The organism is Lentzea sokolovensis, assembly GCF_033949975.1.
Taxonomy (GTDB): domain Bacteria; phylum Actinomycetota; class Actinomycetes; order Mycobacteriales; family Pseudonocardiaceae; genus Lentzea; species Lentzea sokolovensis.
Map to the genome: position 1 here is coordinate 460,199 of NZ_JAXAVU010000009.1, position 16,875 is coordinate 477,073.

Genomic DNA, 16,875 nt, shown 5'->3' on the forward strand with positions numbered 1-16,875 from the left:
ATCACCGGCTTTCCGACTACCGTTCGGTGGCATGCCAACCGCACTGGTGACCGGATCGACCGTCGGGATCGGGGCCGCCTTCGCCCGCAGGCTCGCGGCCGAGGGATATGACCTCGTACTGGTCGCGCGCACCGCGTCCGCGCTCGAGGAACTCGCGAAGCAGCTGCACGACCGGCACGGCGTCCACGTCGACGTCCTGCCGGCCGACCTCAGCGACCACGAGGACCGGCTCAAGGTCGAGAAGCGGCTGGCCGAGTCGGCCGTCGACCTGCTGGTCAACAACGCGGGCTTCGCGAACACCGGCGAGTTCTTCGCCGCCGACATCGAGAAGCTCCAGGCCCAGCTGGACGTCAACGTCGCCACGGTGCTGCGCCTGAGCAGGGCCGCGATCCCGGCGATGATCGCGCGGGGCAAGGGCGACGTGATCAACGTGTCCAGCGTCGCCAGCTTCCTGCCCGGCCGCGGCACCAGCTACAGCGCCGACAAGGCGTGGGTGACGACGTTCTCCGAGGGCATGGCGCTCGCGGCCGAGGGCACCGGCGTGCGGATCATGGCGCTGGCCCCCGGTTTCGTGAAGACCGAGTTCCACCAGCGCGCGAAGATCGACATGTCGAAGACGCCGGACTGGCTCTACGTCGACGCCGACAAGCTGGTCCACGAGGCCCTGCGCGACCTGCGACGGGGCAAGCCGCTGTCGATCCCCGGCCTCCAGTACAAGGCGATCGTGACCATCACGAGGCTGCTGCCGCGGCCGTTCGTGCGCAGGATGGCGTCGCGGTTCGCCGGCGGTCGCGGTCGCACCTGAGCGGAACCGTTCGGCCTAACGGCGCGTCGGAGCCCTCGTGAGCGAACAGTTCCATGTCGAACCGGACGAGCTGCGCGGGTACAGCGAACTGCTGGACCGCAACGCCCAGCACTTTCTGACCATCAAGGACCACGCGATCTCCAAGGGCGGTGACACCAGCGGGTTCACCGGCCTGCTGACGTTGCTGCACCCCGTCGTGACCGGCGTCGCGAACCTCTACGGGGAGACGTTGGACTTCGCCAACAAGACGATGCTCAAGGACGCCGACGCCCTGAGGAAGACGGCGGACTCCTACGAGAAGGTCGACCAGTACGGCCTCAAGCTGATCCAGGGTGCGGGAGGTGGCCGATGACCACGGCGTACGCGGATGTCCAGGACCCGTCGGTCGCGCTCAGCGCCGCCGCGGAGGACCGCCCTGGCCGGCAGAGCACCAAGGAGCTGATCGAGGCCGCCGGCTGGAAGCTCCAGGGCGTCAACTGGATCTACGAGAAGGTCACCGGCGAGAACCTGATCGAGTCGCTGATCAGCCCGCTGGTCGGCGACTTCGAGAAGATCGACGCCAACGCCAACGCGTGGGACCAGGTCGCCAAGGCGCTGGACTCCGTGCGGCACAACGTCGGTGACGGCGTCGGTCAGCTCAACCCGCACTGGAACGGTGGTGCCGCGCAGGCGTTCGAGCGCCGCATGGACACCATGTGGGTCATCGCGATCGAGGCGGACTCCCAGGTCGCCCGGATCATCGGCAACAAGTTCCAGTCGATGGCCTCGGCGTGCCGGTCGGCCACGAAGATCGCGCTGTTCCTGCTCGACAAGCTCTGCACGATGCTGCTCGAAGCCGCCATGACCGCGGTGATCCCGGTCGTCGGCTGGGGCCGCGCGGTGTGGATGGTCTACGACGCCATCCAGATCGTCGACGCGATCCGCAAGATCATCCAGTCGATCATGACGCTGATCGAGGGTGTCAAGGGCATGGTCGACGGCATCGTGGCGATGGGCACGGCGCTGATGAAGCTCAAGGACGTCAGGAACGTGAACGACGCGCTGGACGTCGTCGACGGCGTGCAGGACGGCAAGCAGAAGTTCGACAACGGCGTGGCGGCCGCGAAGTCCGGTGCGATCGGCGTCGGTCTCGGCGCCTACAGCCTCGGCAAGGCCGGTTCCGCCGCGTCGGGCCGGTCGAGTTCGGCCCCGGCTCCCGCGCCCGCTCCGGCACCCGCGCCCACCGGCGGGGGTCAGCAGTGACGTTCCCCTACGACCAGGCACGCCTGCAGGCGCTGTTCTCCGAGGTCGACTCCCGGATCGACGACCTGGGCAAGGTCGCGACGGCCGCCTCGCACGTGCAGCGCCGGTCGCGCGGGCTCTCCGAACAGGACCTCGCCGCGATCGAACGGTTCGCGAAGTCGCCCGGCGCGCCGAAGGAGCTCAAGGACCTCCAGCGGCGCGTCGACGCCGGCGAGATGTCCTGGGCCGACGTGGCGGCGGGCCGTGCGATGAACGACCCCGGCGTGCAGCAGGCGCTCGCGGTCGGCGTTCCCGACCTCCAGCGCGCCTACCGCGCGATCGAGGAGGGTCAGGACATCGACGACATCATCGAGTCGGGCAACCCCGCCCCGCAGCCGCCGCCCAGGCCGCGCCGTGACGACGACGAAGAGGACGACGGCCCGAGCCACTTCCGCAAGGACGCCTGGTAGTCAGACTGGCCAGTCCACGCCGCCACTGCTGGTGTGGCGGGTTCCGGTGCCGCGAACGACGTCGAAGGCGACCGCGCAGGCGGTCGCCAGCGAGCGCAGCGGCTCGGTGACCTGAGGGTTGATCTGGACGCGGTCCCGGCGGACGCGCTTGCCGTGGCGCTTGGCCCGCGCTCCGGTGTCGATCCGCCCGATGTCGGTGAAGAAGCAGAGCTGCTGACCGCTCGGGTCGTGCAGCGACTGCTTCCACGCGCCGTGGGTCTTGATGGTCCCGATCAACTGACCGGCCGGGGTGCTGACCCGCACGTGCGGGCGTCGTCCGAACTGCTTGGCGATGTGCATGATCGGCTGGCCGTGCGGCGCGACCACGTCGAGGTCGAACGACGTCCAGCCGGAGAACCCGGTGTGCCGCAACGGTCGCTGCAGGCCTGGTCCGCTGCTTTCCCTCACCACCATGAGCGGCGTGTCGTGCTCGTCGAACACCTCCACCCGGTAGTGCGGCCGGAACAACAGGCTCATGGAGGTCCACGGCTGTTCGACGTAGAGGGTGCTCACAGTGATGCAGGGTACGAGGCAGCGACGGCGAGGGTGTGCGAAGCTGACGACCCGTGCGAACTGAAGTGGTCTTGGACGCGAACGCGAAGTCAGAACTCGCTCGTCTTGTGAGCGAATTGGCCGTGGTGCACGGCAAGGTGACCCTCTCCAGCGGCAAGGAAGCCGACTACTACGTCGACCTGCGGCGGGCGACGCTGCACCACGCGGCGGCCCCGTTGATCGGCAGGCTGCTGCGGCAGCTCACGTCCGACTGGGACTTCGTCGCGGTCGGCGGTTTGACGCTCGGCGCGGACCCCGTCGCCTACGCGATGATGCATTCCGCCGGAGCCGACGGTGACGTGCTCGACGCGTTCGTCGTGCGCAAGGCGAACAAGGCGCATGGCATGCAGCGGCAGATCGAGGGCATCGACGTGCGTGGGCAGCGTGTGCTCGCGGTCGAGGACACCTCCACCACCGGCGGTTCGGTGCTCACGGCCGTCGCTGCGCTGCGCGAACACGGGGCTGACGTCATCGGCGTCGCCACCGTCGTCGACCGCGGTACGGGCGCCAAGGAGGCCATCGAGGCCGAGGGTCTGCCGTACCGCTACCTGCTCGACCTGAACGATCTCGGACTCGCCTGAGGTTTTATCGAGAGCGCTTCGAGCCACCCCGTCCTAGGCTGGAGGACGGGGTGGTGCGAATGGCCAGATTGTTCGCTGAGGCGGTCATGACGTTGCACTTCGCGGTGCTGGCGTTCCTGCTCGTGGGCGGGTACGCGGCATGGCGATGGCGCGGCGTGATCTACCCGCACCTGGCGATCGGTGCGTGGGCGATCCTCAGTCTGCTGGTGCCGGTGACGTGCCCGCTGACGACCGCGGAGGAGTACTTCCGCGCGCAGGCAGGCATGCCGCCGCTGGGCACGGGTTTCATCGACCACTACATCGACGGCGTCTGGTACCCGGAGAGCGCGTCGACGCTGGTCCAGCTGGTGCTGGGGTCGATCGTGATCATCTCGTGGGTCGGCTTCTATGCTGGTCACCGTGCTGCTCGAAGGCTTTCACGCTGTTAAGCACGCGTTGCGCTTCGGCGCCGATGTGCACCCGCTGATCACGACGGACCTCGCCGCCGCGATCAGCCTCGCCGAGACGCACGCACCTGATCTGCGCGAGCGGTTCGCGGCCGCCACCGAGGTGGACCAGAACCACTTCAAGCTCCGTGCCGGCCGAACGCACCCGACGGGGGTGGCGGGGTTCGCGGAGAAGCCGGACCTGGCGTTCGACCGGGACGCTCCGATCGTCCTGCTCGACAATCCGCGCAACCTCGGCAACTTCGGTGCCGCGATCCGGGTGGCCGCCGGCCTCGACGCGGGTGGCGTGATCTCCACCGGCGACGTCGACCCGTGGCACCCCAACGTGCTGCGGGGATCTGCCGGACTGCACTTCGCGCTGCCGGTCGCCAAGGTAGACAACCTGGACTTCACGGGTGAGCTCATCGCGTTCGACGCGGACGGTGACCTGCTGAAAGGCCCGATTCCCGACGACGCCGTGCTGGCGTTCGGTTCGGAACGCCACGGGCTCTCCGCCGAGGTACGCGCGAAGGCGTCCAGGATCGTCCGGCTGCCCATGCGCGAGAAGGTCAGCAGTTACAACCTCACAACTTCTGTGGCCATGGGCCTCTACCACTGGGTGATTCATCGAGCTTCTTGACCGGTCAAGCACGCACGATGACCTGGTGGTGATCGCGAAACTGCTGGCGGCACGCGCGGGTGTCGCGGAGCGCGCGGTGTACTCCAGGCACCTTCGGCGGGTCTGGGGTGTGCCGGGCACGCTTCTCGGGGCGCGGGCGTGGCCCCCGCTCTTCAAGGACAAGATCCACACCAGCTTCAACTACTGGTGGCAGGCGCACCTGCTCGACTGCATGATCGACGGCTACCTGCGCTCGCCCAACGAACTGCGCAAGGCGGCCATCGCGAAGGTCGTGCGGGGCATCAGGGTGCGCAACGTCCTCGGCTGGACCAACGACTTCTACGACGACATCGCCTGGCTCGGCCTCGCCCTGCAACGCGCCCAGAACGAGGTCGGTGTCGCGAAGCCCAAGGCGCTCGACGCGATCGCCGTGCGGCTGCGGGACGGCTGGACCGACCACGCCGGCGGCGGCATCTGGTGGAAGCGCAACGACGACTTCAAGAACGTCCCCGCGAACGGCCCGGCCGCGATCTTCCTGGCCCGCCAGAACGAACGCACCGACCTCGCCCGCGCGCGGTCCATCGTGGACTGGGTCGAGGAGCACCTCGTCGATCCGGGCAACGGCCTCGCGTGGGACGGCCTGCACGTCCACCCCAACGGCGAGATCCGCGAGTACGAGAAGAACATCTACACGTACTGCCAAGGGGTTCTGATCGGCGCGTGCGTCGAACTGGCCAAGCACGGCCAGCACGACAAGTGGCTCGACAAGGCCGCCCGCACGATCACCGCCGTGCACGACGACCTCGCCACCAACGGCGTGATCAGGGGTCAGGGCGGTGGTGACGGCGGCCTGTTCGCGGGCATCCTGACCCGCTACCTCGCCGAGGCGGCGCTGGTGATCCCCGACCTCGACCCCGATCGGCACGAGACCGCGGACCTGGCCAGGGAACTCGTCGTCCAGTCGGCGGAAGCGGCGTGGAACAACCGCGTGATGGCGGTGAGCGGCCCGTTGTTCGGTCCGGAGTGGACGGTCCCGGCCGACGAGAAGGAGGGGCGTGACCTGTCCGTCCAGCTCGGTGGCTGGATGTGCCTGGAGGCGGCCGCCCTGCTCGAACGGCACGGCCTGAACGTCGCTACTGCTTGAGCCAGCTCAGCAACGTCCTGGCGTCCTCGCGGAACTGCTCCGGCGAGTCGTCCAGCACGAACTCCAGCAGTGCGTTGCGTTCGACGCCGTCACGCGCGAGCTCGGTCAGCACCGGCTTCCACAGGTCACGGCGTTCGGCGAGCGGGAACCGCTCCTTGAAGCCGCCGGAGCCCCACGAGAAGACGTGCGCAGTCACCGGTTCCAGCGTCCGCACCTCGTGCACGGCGGAGAACACGTCCTGGCCCCCGCGTGGCTGCCAGTACGACACCACGCCGTCGACCTCGTCGAGCAATCGCACCGCCGAGTCGAGCGTGTCCGTGAGCGTGTTCGGGTGGTACTCCAGCGCGATCTTCGTGCCCAGCGCGTCCGCGTGCTCCACGGCGTGCTGCAACGCCTCGATCACCGGACCGCGGTCGGGGCACTCGGCCGACCCCGCGGTGCCGGCCCAGACCCGCACGAACGGCGCGTCCAGTTCGGCCGCGGTCTCCAGGATCGGCGCCAGGTCGGCGCGATCGGAGACACCGGCGCGGTAGTACGACCCGTACGCGGCCACCTTCAGGCCGGTGTCCAAAGCCCGTCGTGCCGCCGCGACGTCGCCGGGCGGCACGTGCACGTCGCCGCCCCACTCCACGGCCCGCAGCCCGCACTCCGTCGCCAGCTCGCCGATCTCGGAGACCGTGAGCTGCCGGAACGTCACCGAGACGAGTCCGGGGATCAGCATCCGCAGGACTGCCTGTGCCGCAGGGACGGCGCCAGCCGGATGGTCTCCGGAGGCCGTTGCGGGTCGGCGATGCGGGAGAGCAGCAGCTTCACCGCGGTCCGCCCGATCTCCTCGACCGGCTGGGCCAGCGTGGTGAGCGGCGGTTCGATCAACGTGGCCCACTCGACCTCGTCGTAGGCGACGACGGCCAGGTCGGTGCCGAGCTTCAGGCCGCGGGCGCGGGCCTCGTGCAGCATGCCGACCGTGACGAGGTGGTCCGCCGCCACGACGGCCGTGGCCGGGTCCTCCTGGTCGAGCAGCGGCGCGAGCCAGCCGCTCTGCGAGACCAGGGCCTCGTCCCACTTCAGGCCCGCGCGGCCGAGACCGAGGCGGTAGCCGAGGATGCGTTCCTCGGTCGTCGCCACGCCCACCTGGCCACAGACGATGCCGATCCGCCGGTGCCCCAGTTCCGCGAGGTGCTTCACCAGACCCGAGGTGGCCTGCACGTTCTCCGGCCCGACCTGGTCGATGTCCTTGGCCACGGTCAGCCGGTCCACCAGCACGGTGGGGATGTTCAGCCGCTTGAGCTCCGGCAGCACGAGGCTTCCCCCGGTGCCGGCGGACGGTGTGAGCAGCAACCCGTCGACTCTTCGCGAGCGCAGCGTTCTGACCGCCGTCTGCTCGGACTCGGGGGTGTCTCTCGTGTCGATCAGCACGAGCGAATAGCCGTTGCGAGTCGCTTCGGACTCGATGGCGGCGATCAGCTCGGCGAAGTACGGGTGCGAGACCAGTGACACGGCCAGGCCCAGCGACTTCGTGCCGCCCATGACCAGCGAACGCGCGATCGCGTCCCCCGTGTACCCGGTCTCGTCGATCGCCTTCTGGACGCGCTCGCGCGTGTCCCCCGCGACCGGCCTCGTCTCGTTGATCACGTGTGACACCGTGGTGATGGAGACTCCCGCGAGAGCCGCTACATCCCGCATGGTGACCATGGCTCGGACCTTACCCGTTTGGAGGAAGCCCAGATGGCAGCCGTGCTGTGTGTCGGGCTCACAACTCTCGACGTGACCCAACGGGTGGACGCCTTCCCGGAACCGGGCCAGAAGATCCGCTCGCTCGGCGCGGTGCTGTCGCCCGGCGGTCCGGCGGCCAACGCGGCCCGCGCGGTCGCGGCACTGGGCGGCCGGGCGGCGTTGCTCACCGCGTTGGGCGCCGACGCACTGGGTGAATTCGTCAGGGCTTCCTTGGAACCGGTTCAAGTGACCGCTGTGCCGGGCACGACGCCTGTGAGCATGGTCGTCGTCAGAGACGCTGATGGGGAGCGCACGGTCGTTTCCCGCAACGCCTCAGTGCCGGTGGAGGCGCCGGATTTGTCTGATCTTCTGGACGCTGCGGACGTGGTGCTCTTGGACGGACACCACGAGGGCCTCGTGATCCCCGTCGCCCGGCAGGCGAAAGCCATGGGATTGCCTGTGGTGCTCGACGCCGGGAGCTGGAAACCTGTCCTCGATCACCTGTTGCCGCTGGTGGACGTGGCCGCCTGCTCTCACGGGTTCGAGCGGTCCGAGGCCGAGGTGCACTCCTACGGGGTGCCGCTGGTCATTCGCACGCAGGGTGCGAAGCCGGTCACCTGGTCGCGGAACGGCTCGTCGGGAGAGCTGCCCGTGCCCGCGGTGGAGGTGAAGGACACGAACGGTGCCGGCGACGTCTGGCACGGCGCGTACGCCTACGCGCTCGCGTCAGGGACGGACCCGGTGGCCGCCATCGGGTTCGCTTCGGAGGCGGCCGCCGTTCGCGTCGGTGCGGTCGGGGACTGGGTTGAGGAGCTGGCGCGGTGGCAGGACAGCAGGTCAGGTTCGACGAGCTGCTAGAACGGGCTCGAGTTCTCACCGATCAGGGTGAGCGCAAGATTCTCGGCATCGGCGGCGCACCCGGTTCGGGCAAGTCGACACTCGCGCGACGGCTCGTCGAGGCCCTCGACGGCCAGGCCGTGCTGGTCGAGATGGACGGTTTCCACCTCGCGCAGAGCGAGCTCGAACGGCTGCGGCTGGTGGAACGCAAGGGCGCGCCCGACACGTTCGACATCCCCGGCTACGTGGACCTGCTCGGCCGGATCAAGGCGTGCGGGCCGGACATGATCTACGCGCCGGAGTTCCGCCGCGAGATCGAGGAACCGGTCGCCTGCGCCGTGCCGGTGCACCCGGACGTCCCGCTCGTCGTCACCGAGGGCAACTACCTGCTGCTCAACTACGACAAGTGGAAACGCGTCCGGATCATCCTGGACGAGGCGTGGTTCCTGTTCATCGACGAGGACGTGCGCGTGCAACGGCTGATCGACCGCCATCTGCGGTACGGGCGCACCCTGTCGGAGGCGGAGGAACGCGTGCTGCACGGCACGGACCACGTCAACGCGTTGATGGTGAACTCGTCCAAGGGATCGGCGGACCTGCTGATCACCGAAGTCCTGTAGGCAACCGGATCGCTGGTCCGTGCGTGCTCTGCCGCGGGGGGATGAACCGTGGACTCTGTGCTGGGAATCCTGCTACGCCACCACCGGATCGCCGCCGGACTCACCCAGGAGGCGCTGGCCGAGAAGGCGGGCCTGAGCGGTCAGGCCATCGGTTCCCTGGAACGGGGCGATCGGCGCCATCCTCATCGCGCCACGGTGCTCCGGCTCGCCGACGCGCTCGGCCTGGGCGCGGACGAACGGGCCGAGTTCGCCGCGGCCGCCGCCCGCACGCCCAGACCGCGCCGCACGCCGTGTGCACCGGTCCGGCAGCTGCCCGCCGCGCCGGTGCGGTTCTCCGGGCGGGAGGCCGAGGTCGCCGAGCTGACCGGCCTGGTGGAACGATCGGGCGTCGTGATCGTCTCGGGCATGGCGGGCGTCGGCAAGACGTCGCTCGCGCTGCACGTGGCCCATCGCGTCGGTGACCTCTTCCCCGACGGTCAGCTCTACCTGGACCTGCGCGCGAGCCTCCCGCCGGAGGACGCGCTGGGTCAGCTGTTGCGCGCCCTTGGCAGGCCCGACCACGGCGGAACGCTGGCCGAGACGGCCGCGCGGTTCCGGTCCGCGCTGGCCGGGCTGCGGGTGTTGCTCGTGTTCGACGACGCGGCGACGGCCGCTCAGATCCAGCCGCTGCTGCCCGGCACCGTCGGTTGCGCTGCGGTCGTGACCAGCCGCCGGGCCATGGACACGCTGCCGCAGGCCCACCACCTGAGGCTGGACCTGCTGCCCGAACGCGAGGCGCTCGACCTGCTCGCGGCCTACGCGGGACCGGAACGGACCGGCGCCGACCCGTCGTCGGCGGTGCAGGTGGTGGAGCAGTGCGGACGGCTGCCGCTCGCCGTCCACCTCGCCGGTGCCCGGCTCGCGTCCCGCCCTGCCTGGCCGATCGCCCACCTCGCGCGCCGCCTGGCCGTGCGCAGGCTCGACGAGCTGGACCGCGACGACGCGGGAATCCGGGCGAGCTTCGCCGTGTCCGTCGACCAGCTGGACCCGTCCGACCTGAGCGCGTTCACGCTGTTCGGCGTCTTCGAGGACATCTCGCTACCGGTCGCCGCCCGCCTGCTCGACGTGGACGGGCTCGCCGCCGAACTGGTGCTGGAACGGCTGGCCGACCTGCACCTGATGCAGGCCACGACGCCCGGCCGCTACCGGATGCACGACCTCGTCCGGACCTATGCGCGCGAACAGCCGGCGGACCCCGAGGCGCTCGGGAGGGTCGCCGATCTGTTCGTCGCGGTGGCGTGGCGGTCGGTGGCGCTGGCCGTGCCGCACAGCTTCCGCGGGACCTGGGCCGACCCGGCGTGGACCGCCGGCGCACCGGACTTCACCACGGCCGCGGCAGCGTTCGCGTGGCTCGACGAGCACCGCTCGCACCTGGCCGATCTCTGCCGGACGCCCGGTGTGCCGGCTCAGGCGCTGGTCCGGCTCGCGACCGGGCTGTTCCCGTACTACCTGAGCCGTGGCCATCGCGCGGACTGGGCCGAGCTGTGCGCGCTGGCGTTGCCCGCGACGAGCGACCCGCTGGCGCACGCGATCGTCGAGATGGACCTGGGCGTCGCGCTGGGCGATGCAGGCCCCTTGCACCGCGCCTTGGCCTCGTTCCGGGAGCTGGGCGACACCAACGGCGTGGCGGTCTGCCTCACCAACCTCAGCGAGGTGATGGACACCGTCGAGACCGGTGAGGAGAGCCTCGCCGTGGCGCGCGAACTGGGGCTGAAGTGCGTCGAGGCCGCGGTCCTGGAACAGCTGGGCAGCGCCTACGGCAAGCGCGGCGACCACGAGCGCGAGCTCCGTTGCTACCTGGACAGCCTGCGGCTGAGCTCTCAGGAGAGCGACGAACGCGTCTGTGCGGGCGTGCTGCACCGGATCGGCGCACTGCACCGCCGTTCAGGCCGGACCGAGGACGCCGCGACGGCGCTGGCCAGGAGCCTGCACCTGTTCCGCGAGGGAGGAGACGCGACCGGCGAGGTGGCGTGCCTGGAGGAGCTGGGGCTGGTGCACCTGCTGCGCCGGGATCGTGCGGCGGCGGTCGAGACGCTGCGCCGGGGCCTGGGCATCGCCGAGCGGCACGGCGACCTGAGACGGCAGGCGAGCCTGCGGCAGCACCTCGCGAAATGTGGAGGTTCTTCGTAGAGGTTGTCGCTGTCGAGGTCCTTGCGTTCTCGCAACCATCAACGGCATGAACAACTTCTCGAGGAGCCTCGCCAGGACGGCCGTCGCAGGTGCACTCGCCGCCGTGGCCGTCGCCGTGGCCGCGCCCGCCGCCTCGGCCGCGGCGCGCGACGGCAAGTGCGACAACAACGAGTTCTGCTACTACTGGGCCAACAGCAGCACCGTTTCGCTGTCGGACTTCGCGTCGTCGCTCAAGAACTACGGAGAGACGCAGCCGTCGTGCTACGAGTACCGGACGCCGGGCACGCTCGGCTATGGCGAGTGCATCAAGAACAACGCCGTGAGGGCGTGCAACTTGAGGTCAAAGCCCGTGCGCGTGTACTTCAACAGCGACCACAAGGGCACTTACGACACGATCCCAGCCGAGACCTGCACGCTTCTCGACAACACCCTCTTCAACAACGCGTCGCACCTGTTCCTCTGACGGATCAGCGTGCCTGCGGGTGGCTGACGTGCTCCAGGTCTTCGCTGGTCTCGTCGATCGGCTTCGCCATCTCCTGGCGGTAGCGCCAGATGCCCCAGCCGGTGCCGCCCAGGAAGAACGCGACGCTGACGACGATCGCCGCCGTCTCGAGCCACGGGAACGTCTGCAGAACTCCCGCGCCGTAGTAGCCGGCCAGCACCAGCGTCGGCACCCACGCGATCGCACCGATGGTCGTGGCCAGCGTGAACCGGCGGAGGTCCATCCGGGCGGCGCCCGCGATCATCGGTGCCAGCGTGCGGATCCACGGGATCCACCGGGCGAGCACGACGGCCCAGAAGCCGCGCCGGTCGAGGAAGTCGCCCGCGCGTTTCAGGTTCTGCCGGTTCAGCACCTTGCCGCCCTTGCGGGCGAGCACGCGCGTGCCGGTGCCTCGGCCGATGAAGTAACCGACCTGGTTGCCGACGACGGCGACGATCAGAGCCGCGAGGGACAGCAGCCATGCCGACAACTCGCTGTTGTGCGTAGCCAGCACCACACCGGCCGCGAACAGCAGCGAGTCACCGGGCAGGAAGAGCCCGAAGATGAAAGCGCACTCGACGAAGATGAAGCTCAGCACGATGACCCAAACGGCCACCGGACCCGCGGTCTCCAGCGAGGCGAAAGCATGCGCCACGGTGAGCCAGCCTACGTCGTGCCGTGCGAGGGGCACGGCGACATCGGGTTAACGGGTGGACGAAATCTGGATTGAGCACGCCGAGTCACCGCGTGAACTCCCTTCGATTGAGATCACCATCGAGTGAACCAGTCGAATCGGGCTAGCGTTGCGGGTATGGAGAGCCTGCTCGCTGAACTCCGCATCGCCGTGGGTGACTCGGGTGTCCTGACCGATGCCGATGTCACCGCGAGCTACCAGCGCGACATGATGCCGTTGGCGCCGCACGGCAGCCCGTTGGCGGTGGTGTTCCCGCTGAACACCGAGCAGGTCCAGGCCGTGGTCAGAGCCTGTGCGAGCCATCGCGTCCCGATCGTTCCGCGTGGTGCGGGCAGCGGGTTGTCCGGGGCCGCGAACGCCATCGAGGGCTGCGTCGTGCTGGTCACGACCAAGATGAACGCGATCGTGGAGATCGACACCGACAACCGCCTGGCCGTCGTCGAGCCCGGCGTGGTCAACCTCGACCTGCGCGGTGCCGTCGAGAAGGACGGTCTGTTCTACCCGCCGGACCCGAGCAGCTACGACTGGTGCACGATCGGCGGCAACCTCTCCACCAACGCCGGTGGCCTGTGCTGCGTGAAGTACGGCGTGACCACCGACTCGGTGCTCGGTCTGGAGGTCGTGCTGGCCGACGGCGAGGTGTTGCGGACCGGCCGTCGCACGGTCAAGGGCGTCGCGGGCTACGACCTCACCAAGCTCTTCATCGGCTCTGAAGGCACGTTGGGCGTGATCACCAAGGCCACGCTCGCCCTGAGGCCCCTCCCACAGGCCCCCGCCACGCTGGTCGCCGCGTTCAGCAGCACCGCCACGGCCGGCGCCGCGGTCAGCCGGATCGTCCGCGAGGGCCTGGTGCCGTCCCTGATGGAGATCATGGACCGCACCTCGATCGAGGCCGTCGAGCAGTACCTGAAGACCGAGATCGGCGCCGGGCCGGGCTGCGCGGCGTTGCTGATCTGCCAGTCCGACGCGGGCGGCGAGCAGGCCAGGCACGAACTCCAGAAGATCGAGGAGATCTGCCTGGAGGCCGACCTCGTCTACGCGACCCACGACGTCAACGAGGGCCGCGACTTGCTGACCGCGCGCCGGGCCGTGCTCACCGCGCTGGAGATCTACGGCTCGTGGCTGACCGACGACGTGTGCGTGCCCCGCACCCGCATCGCCGAACTCATCCAGGGCTGCGAGGACATCTCCAAGGAGGTCGGCCTCAAGATCGCCGTCGTCGGCCACGCGGGCGACGGCAACATGCACCCGACGATCGTCTACGACCCCACCGACGCCGACCAGTTCGCGCGCGCCCAGAAGGCGTTCGACGACATCCTCGCGGTCGGACTCTCGCTCGGCGGCACGGTGACCGGCGAGCACGGCATCGGCAAGATCAAGCGCGAGTGGCTGGCGAAGGAGATCGGGCCGGTCGGCCTCCGGGTCCACCGCGAGATCAAACGCGCGCTGGACCCGGAGAACCTGTTCAACCCCGGTTCGATGTTCAGCCTTTAGTGGTGTGGCTCTGAACGGTGCCGGGGGAATTCGCGGTCAGACGGGTGCATCGTGGTGCCGCCCCCACGTCCTCGTACTGGTTGTACGGGGGCGTGGGGGCGGCGCCGCGAGGTGCCCTGCTGAGCGTGGATCACCTCGCCACCGTTCCGAGACGCGCCACTAGCAACAGGTGCGCGCGGCCGCGGGGAACGGTTCCTGAGCGGCCTTCTCCACGTCCGCGAGCATCTGCCGCCGTTCGGCGGGCCCGAGGACCTTCCCGCGGGTCAGCACGGTGTGGATCCGTTGCGTGTTGCGGATGTCCTTGAGCGGGTTGCCGTCGAGCACGACGAGGTTCGCGGCCTCGCCGGGCTTCACCACGCCGCCCCGCGTGCCGGCCTTCAGTGCCGCCTTCGGGGGCAGACCCGCCTCGACCAGCAGCTCCAGCTCGTCGTGCAGCGAGAAGCCGGGGAACGTGTACGGGTTGCCCGCGTCCGTGCCGGCCAGGACCTCGACGCCGTGGGCGTGCATCTCGGCGACCTGATCCATGCGGCGCCGGAGGAACTCCACCTGCTGCCTGATCTCCTGCTCGGTCACCGGAGCCCAGTTCTTCAGCCCGTCGCGCCAGAAGTCCCGGTAGAACGCGGGCATGTACTTCAGCCGCGGATCGTTCGCGAACCGGTCCAGCGGGCTGGCGAACACCCTCATCGTGACCATCGTCGGGACCAGTGCGGAAGTGTTGCGCTGCAACCGTTTCGCGAGTTGCGCGGCCTTGCTTCCGCTGTGCGACAGGGCTGCCTGCCGTTCGAACTCCAGCACCTGCCTGAACCACGCGAACGGGTTCGCCGGATCGAGCGGCAGGTCCGCGATCGCCTGGCGCAGCTGGGTTTCCCGCGTGCTCGTGGCGAGCGGCAGGCCGTACATGTGCTCGAACGTGCGCTGTCCCAGGTCGCTCGCGTCGCCCAGCGCCACGTGGTTCGAGCAGTGGCCGGCGAACGTGATGGCCTGCATCGCGCACTCGTCCGCGACGGCCGCGAGCGTTGCGCGGTCGAGGAACGAGTAGACCTTCACGAAGTCCGCGCCCTGGGCTTTCGCGTCCCGCACGGCCTGGCGGCCCTCGTCGGGCGTGCTGACGATCAACGCGTCGGGCAGCGTCGAGTTCGGCCCGTCGATGATGGTGCTGCCCACGATCAGCCGAGGTCCGAGCACCTCGCCACGCTCGATCCGGTCGCGCAGTTCGTAGATCGGCGGGAAACCCCACATCTCGCGGATGCCCGTCACGCCGTTGGCCAGGCACAGCGGCAACGTGATCCGGTCCATGTACGCGCCGTGCACGTGCATGTCCCACAGGCCGGGGATGACGAACTTGCCGGCGAGGTCCAGCACCGTGGAGCCGCGCGGCAACGGCAGGTCGCACGAGCCGACGGCGAGAACCTCGTTGTCCGCCAGCACGATCGTCGTATTGGATCGGACGCCGGACGAGTCGATGAGCGTGACGTCGCGCAACGCGGTGACGTTCGTGGAGGCGCCGGCCTGACCGGGCAGGAGCAGGCCGGCGCCCGCTGCCGCACCGAGTCCGGCAAGCCATCCCAGCACTTCACGTCGAGTGGTGTCGGTCATGCCGTTCAACCAACACCTTGACGTAACGGGAGACTCAAATCCTTTCGAGCACTTCCCGTGCCGCCGACGCCCAGAGCGGGCTGGTGCTCAACTCGTCGAGGTCGGGCACCAGCGCCGCGCGCTGTTCGGGGTCCAGTCTCTCGGCGACGTAGTCCAGCGCGGCCGACACCTGCCACGCGTCCCGGCTCCGCAAAGCCTGGCGCAGCAACGCGACGCGGTCCTCTGCCTGATGCATCGTCTAACGGGACATGGCCTTCAGCAGCGAGTACTGGGCGTCGTCGTGCCCGAGTTCCCACATGAACGTGCCGAGCAGACCACGTGCGCGAGCGAAGTCCGCGCGGATCCCGATCGACCGCGGGTTCTCGTACGACACGAACTTCTTCTCGGCCGCGTTGTACAGCCACGGCGACTGCGCGACCGGGTGCCAGTACTCCTTCCAGCCAGGAGTCGCCTTCAGCTTCAAAGCCTCGTCGTAGCCGTCGACCCAGAACGCGCTGTCGTAGGCCTGGTAGAGGCCGTGCTGCGGACCTTCGGTCTTCACGTTGAAGCCACGGCCGTAGAACGGGGTGCCGAGCACCATCTTGCGCGGCGAGACGCCGTGCCGCTGGTAGTAGTCGATGGCGCCGACGACGTTGTTCCACTTGCGGTCGGCGGCGGGCATCGGGTCGTCGGCGACCTCGCGGAAGCCCGCGTTGAACGTGGACACGGGCGAGAAACCGGTGCCCAGGTCGTAGGTCATGACGTTGATGAAGTCCATGATCTGCGACAGTTCGCGCAGCTCGAACGACTTCGCCACGTCGTACGGGCCGTCGGTCTGCAGGCGACCGGCGGGCAGCGCGGCGGTGACGAGCTTGCGCGAGCCCAGCGCCTTGCGGAAGTCGCGGGTCAGCAGCGTCATGTTGCGCTTGTCCGCGGGACGGTCCGTGATCTCCGTCGGGCCGCCGTAGACCGGGAACTCCCAGTCGATGTCGATGCCGTCGAACGTGCCGTCGCGGAAGAACAAGTCCACACAGGACTGAACGAGCGTCCTGCGCGAGGCGGGAGTCAGCGCGGCGTCGGAGAACCCGCCCGCACCCCAGCCGCCCAGCGAGATCAGCGCTTTGAGCGAAGGCTTGCGCTTCTTGAGATCCCGGATGTCCGCGAAGTCCTTGGGCGCGGTCTCCGCCGGCATCACGCACTTGCCGTTCTCGATGAGCGAGAACGCGTAGAACAGGTGCGTGATCGGCGTGTTCGTGGGGATCGACGAGATCGGCTTCGAGCCGCTGTACCAGTTTCCGTAGTAGGCGCCCACGATCTTTCGGGGCGAGGCATCGGCGACACCGATGCCAACTGAGACGGAAAGCGCGGCCAACGTGACCGCCACTCCCTTGCGGAACAACGACATCGCGCGCCTCCGGTGGTCCAGACCACTAGCA

20 protein-coding genes are annotated in these 16,875 nt (G+C 69.1%); 13 read left to right on the forward strand and 7 right to left on the reverse strand.

Features of this window, described 5'->3' with window-relative positions; genetic code table 11:
- Positions 1 to 31 precede the first annotated feature (31 nt).
- Genes SK854_RS19630 through SK854_RS19645 form a run of 4 tightly spaced genes read left to right on the forward strand, consistent with a single transcriptional unit; the run spans position 32 to position 2,496 of the window.
- Positions 32 to 805, forward strand: coding sequence for an SDR family NAD(P)-dependent oxidoreductase (locus tag SK854_RS19630; RefSeq protein WP_319976547.1), 774 nt, complete (start codon positions 32 to 34; stop codon positions 803 to 805).
- Between the two features lie 37 nt (positions 806 to 842).
- Positions 843 to 1,157 carry a hypothetical protein gene (locus SK854_RS19635; protein ID WP_319976548.1) on the forward strand — a complete coding sequence of 105 codons (315 nt, stop codon included), beginning with the start codon at positions 843 to 845 and terminating at the stop codon, positions 1,155 to 1,157.
- Complete coding sequence (locus tag SK854_RS19640; RefSeq protein WP_319976549.1) at positions 1,154 to 2,047, forward strand: WXG100 family type VII secretion target; 894 nt, start codon at positions 1,154 to 1,156, stop codon at positions 2,045 to 2,047. The genes SK854_RS19635 and SK854_RS19640 overlap by 4 nt, the downstream gene beginning before the upstream one ends.
- The gene (locus SK854_RS19645) at positions 2,044 to 2,496 is read left to right on the forward strand and encodes a hypothetical protein (protein WP_319976550.1); all 453 of its coding nucleotides are present in this window, start codon (positions 2,044 to 2,046) and stop codon (positions 2,494 to 2,496) included. The genes SK854_RS19640 and SK854_RS19645 overlap by 4 nt, the downstream gene beginning before the upstream one ends.
- On the opposite strand, the gene SK854_RS19650 is transcribed toward SK854_RS19645, so the two are convergent.
- The gene (locus tag SK854_RS19650; RefSeq protein ID WP_319976551.1) at positions 2,497 to 3,048 is read right to left on the reverse strand and encodes a hypothetical protein; all 552 of its coding nucleotides are present in this window, start codon (positions 3,046 to 3,048) and stop codon (positions 2,497 to 2,499) included.
- A 65-nt stretch (positions 3,049 to 3,113) separates the two neighbouring features.
- Here SK854_RS19650 and pyrE point away from each other — a divergent pair, with 65 nt between their 5' ends.
- Genes pyrE through SK854_RS19670 form a run of 4 tightly spaced genes read left to right on the forward strand, consistent with a single transcriptional unit; the run spans position 3,114 to position 5,856 of the window.
- On the forward strand, positions 3,114 to 3,668 hold the full coding sequence (pyrE, locus tag SK854_RS19655; protein ID WP_319976945.1) for an orotate phosphoribosyltransferase: 555 nt from the start codon (positions 3,114 to 3,116) through the stop codon (positions 3,666 to 3,668).
- Positions 3,669 to 3,727: 59 nt separating this feature from the next.
- Positions 3,728 to 4,096 carry a DUF2784 domain-containing protein gene (locus SK854_RS19660; protein WP_319976552.1) on the forward strand — a complete coding sequence of 123 codons (369 nt, stop codon included), beginning with the start codon at positions 3,728 to 3,730 and terminating at the stop codon, positions 4,094 to 4,096.
- Positions 4,056 to 4,733 carry a TrmH family RNA methyltransferase gene (locus SK854_RS19665; RefSeq protein WP_319976553.1) on the forward strand — a complete coding sequence of 226 codons (678 nt, stop codon included), beginning with the start codon at positions 4,056 to 4,058 and terminating at the stop codon, positions 4,731 to 4,733. Before SK854_RS19660 ends, SK854_RS19665 begins: the two co-directional genes overlap by 41 nt.
- A 25-nt stretch (positions 4,734 to 4,758) precedes the next feature.
- Positions 4,759 to 5,856 (forward strand): glycoside hydrolase family 76 protein, encoded by a 1,098-nt coding sequence (locus tag SK854_RS19670; protein WP_319976554.1) that lies wholly within the window; start codon positions 4,759 to 4,761, stop codon positions 5,854 to 5,856.
- On the opposite strand, the gene SK854_RS19675 is transcribed toward SK854_RS19670, so the two are convergent.
- Positions 5,846 to 6,577: a sugar phosphate isomerase/epimerase family protein gene (locus SK854_RS19675; RefSeq protein ID WP_319976555.1), complete on the reverse strand. Its 732-nt coding sequence runs from the start codon at positions 6,575 to 6,577 to the stop codon at positions 5,846 to 5,848. The two genes, SK854_RS19670 and SK854_RS19675, sit on opposite strands and share 11 nt — an antisense overlap.
- A complete protein-coding gene (locus SK854_RS19680) occupies positions 6,571 to 7,548 on the reverse strand; it encodes a LacI family DNA-binding transcriptional regulator (RefSeq protein ID WP_319976556.1) in 978 nt (325 codons plus the stop codon). The genes SK854_RS19675 and SK854_RS19680 overlap by 7 nt, the downstream gene beginning before the upstream one ends.
- Positions 7,549 to 7,581: 33 nt before the next feature.
- Here SK854_RS19680 and SK854_RS19685 point away from each other — a divergent pair, with 33 nt between their 5' ends.
- Genes SK854_RS19685 through SK854_RS19700 form a run of 4 tightly spaced genes read left to right on the forward strand, consistent with a single transcriptional unit; the run spans position 7,582 to position 11,658 of the window.
- Positions 7,582 to 8,427, forward strand: coding sequence for a PfkB family carbohydrate kinase (locus SK854_RS19685; protein ID WP_319976557.1), 846 nt, complete (start codon positions 7,582 to 7,584; stop codon positions 8,425 to 8,427).
- Positions 8,391 to 9,026, forward strand: coding sequence for a nucleoside/nucleotide kinase family protein (locus tag SK854_RS19690; RefSeq protein ID WP_093595565.1), 636 nt, complete (start codon positions 8,391 to 8,393; stop codon positions 9,024 to 9,026). The genes SK854_RS19685 and SK854_RS19690 overlap by 37 nt, the downstream gene beginning before the upstream one ends.
- Positions 9,027 to 9,074: 48 nt before the next feature.
- Positions 9,075 to 11,195 carry an ATP-binding protein gene (locus tag SK854_RS19695; protein ID WP_319976558.1) on the forward strand — a complete coding sequence of 707 codons (2,121 nt, stop codon included), beginning with the start codon at positions 9,075 to 9,077 and terminating at the stop codon, positions 11,193 to 11,195.
- 46 nt (positions 11,196 to 11,241) lie between these two features.
- Positions 11,242 to 11,658, forward strand: a complete 417-nt coding sequence (locus tag SK854_RS19700) for a hypothetical protein (RefSeq protein WP_319976559.1) — start codon at positions 11,242 to 11,244, stop codon at positions 11,656 to 11,658.
- A 4-nt stretch (positions 11,659 to 11,662) separates the two neighbouring features.
- Here the strand turns inward: SK854_RS19700 and SK854_RS19705 are convergent, their stop codons facing one another.
- On the reverse strand, positions 11,663 to 12,331 hold the full coding sequence (locus tag SK854_RS19705; protein WP_319976560.1) for a DedA family protein: 669 nt from the start codon (positions 12,329 to 12,331) through the stop codon (positions 11,663 to 11,665).
- Positions 12,332 to 12,487: 156 nt separating this feature from the next.
- On the opposite strand from SK854_RS19705, the gene SK854_RS19710 reads away from it, so the two are divergent.
- Positions 12,488 to 13,864, forward strand: a complete 1,377-nt coding sequence (locus SK854_RS19710; protein ID WP_319976561.1) for an FAD-binding oxidoreductase — start codon at positions 12,488 to 12,490, stop codon at positions 13,862 to 13,864.
- A gap of 159 nt (positions 13,865 to 14,023) precedes the next feature.
- On the opposite strand, the gene SK854_RS19715 is transcribed toward SK854_RS19710, so the two are convergent.
- Genes SK854_RS19715 through SK854_RS19725 form a run of 3 tightly spaced genes read right to left on the reverse strand, consistent with a single transcriptional unit; the run spans position 14,024 to position 16,844 of the window.
- Positions 14,024 to 15,460 (reverse strand): amidohydrolase family protein, encoded by a 1,437-nt coding sequence (locus tag SK854_RS19715; protein WP_319976562.1) that lies wholly within the window; start codon positions 15,458 to 15,460, stop codon positions 14,024 to 14,026.
- Positions 15,461 to 15,494: 34 nt separating this feature from the next.
- A complete protein-coding gene (locus tag SK854_RS19720) occupies positions 15,495 to 15,695 on the reverse strand; it encodes a hypothetical protein (RefSeq protein ID WP_319976563.1) in 201 nt (66 codons plus the stop codon).
- A gap of 3 nt (positions 15,696 to 15,698) precedes the next feature.
- Positions 15,699 to 16,844 carry a glycoside hydrolase family 18 protein gene (locus SK854_RS19725; RefSeq protein WP_319976564.1) on the reverse strand — a complete coding sequence of 382 codons (1,146 nt, stop codon included), beginning with the start codon at positions 16,842 to 16,844 and terminating at the stop codon, positions 15,699 to 15,701.
- Positions 16,845 to 16,875 lie beyond the last annotated feature (31 nt).

Excerpts from the sequence above, each read along its gene's own strand:
- SK854_RS19685 (WP_319976557.1), top strand. The coding sequence starts at position 7,582 with ATGGCAGCCGTGCTGTGTGTCGGGCTCACAACTCTCGACGTGACCCAA.
- SK854_RS19715 (WP_319976562.1), bottom strand. The coding sequence starts at position 15,460 with ATGACCGACACCACTCGACGTGAAGTGCTGGGATGGCTTGCCGGACTC.
- SK854_RS19665 (WP_319976553.1), top strand. The coding sequence starts at position 4,056 with ATGCTGGTCACCGTGCTGCTCGAAGGCTTTCACGCTGTTAAGCACGCG.
- SK854_RS19680 (WP_319976556.1), bottom strand. The coding sequence starts at position 7,548 with ATGGTCACCATGCGGGATGTAGCGGCTCTCGCGGGAGTCTCCATCACC.
- SK854_RS19725 (WP_319976564.1), bottom strand. The coding sequence starts at position 16,844 with ATGTCGTTGTTCCGCAAGGGAGTGGCGGTCACGTTGGCCGCGCTTTCC.
- SK854_RS19710 (WP_319976561.1), top strand. The coding sequence starts at position 12,488 with ATGGAGAGCCTGCTCGCTGAACTCCGCATCGCCGTGGGTGACTCGGGT.
- SK854_RS19700 (WP_319976559.1), top strand. The coding sequence starts at position 11,242 with ATGAACAACTTCTCGAGGAGCCTCGCCAGGACGGCCGTCGCAGGTGCA.
- SK854_RS19675 (WP_319976555.1), bottom strand. The coding sequence starts at position 6,577 with ATGCTGATCCCCGGACTCGTCTCGGTGACGTTCCGGCAGCTCACGGTC.
- SK854_RS19630 (WP_319976547.1), top strand. The coding sequence starts at position 32 with ATGCCAACCGCACTGGTGACCGGATCGACCGTCGGGATCGGGGCCGCC.
- SK854_RS19720 (WP_319976563.1), bottom strand. The coding sequence starts at position 15,695 with ATGCATCAGGCAGAGGACCGCGTCGCGTTGCTGCGCCAGGCTTTGCGG.
- SK854_RS19640 (WP_319976549.1), top strand. The coding sequence starts at position 1,154 with ATGACCACGGCGTACGCGGATGTCCAGGACCCGTCGGTCGCGCTCAGC.
- SK854_RS19660 (WP_319976552.1), top strand. The coding sequence starts at position 3,728 with ATGGCCAGATTGTTCGCTGAGGCGGTCATGACGTTGCACTTCGCGGTG.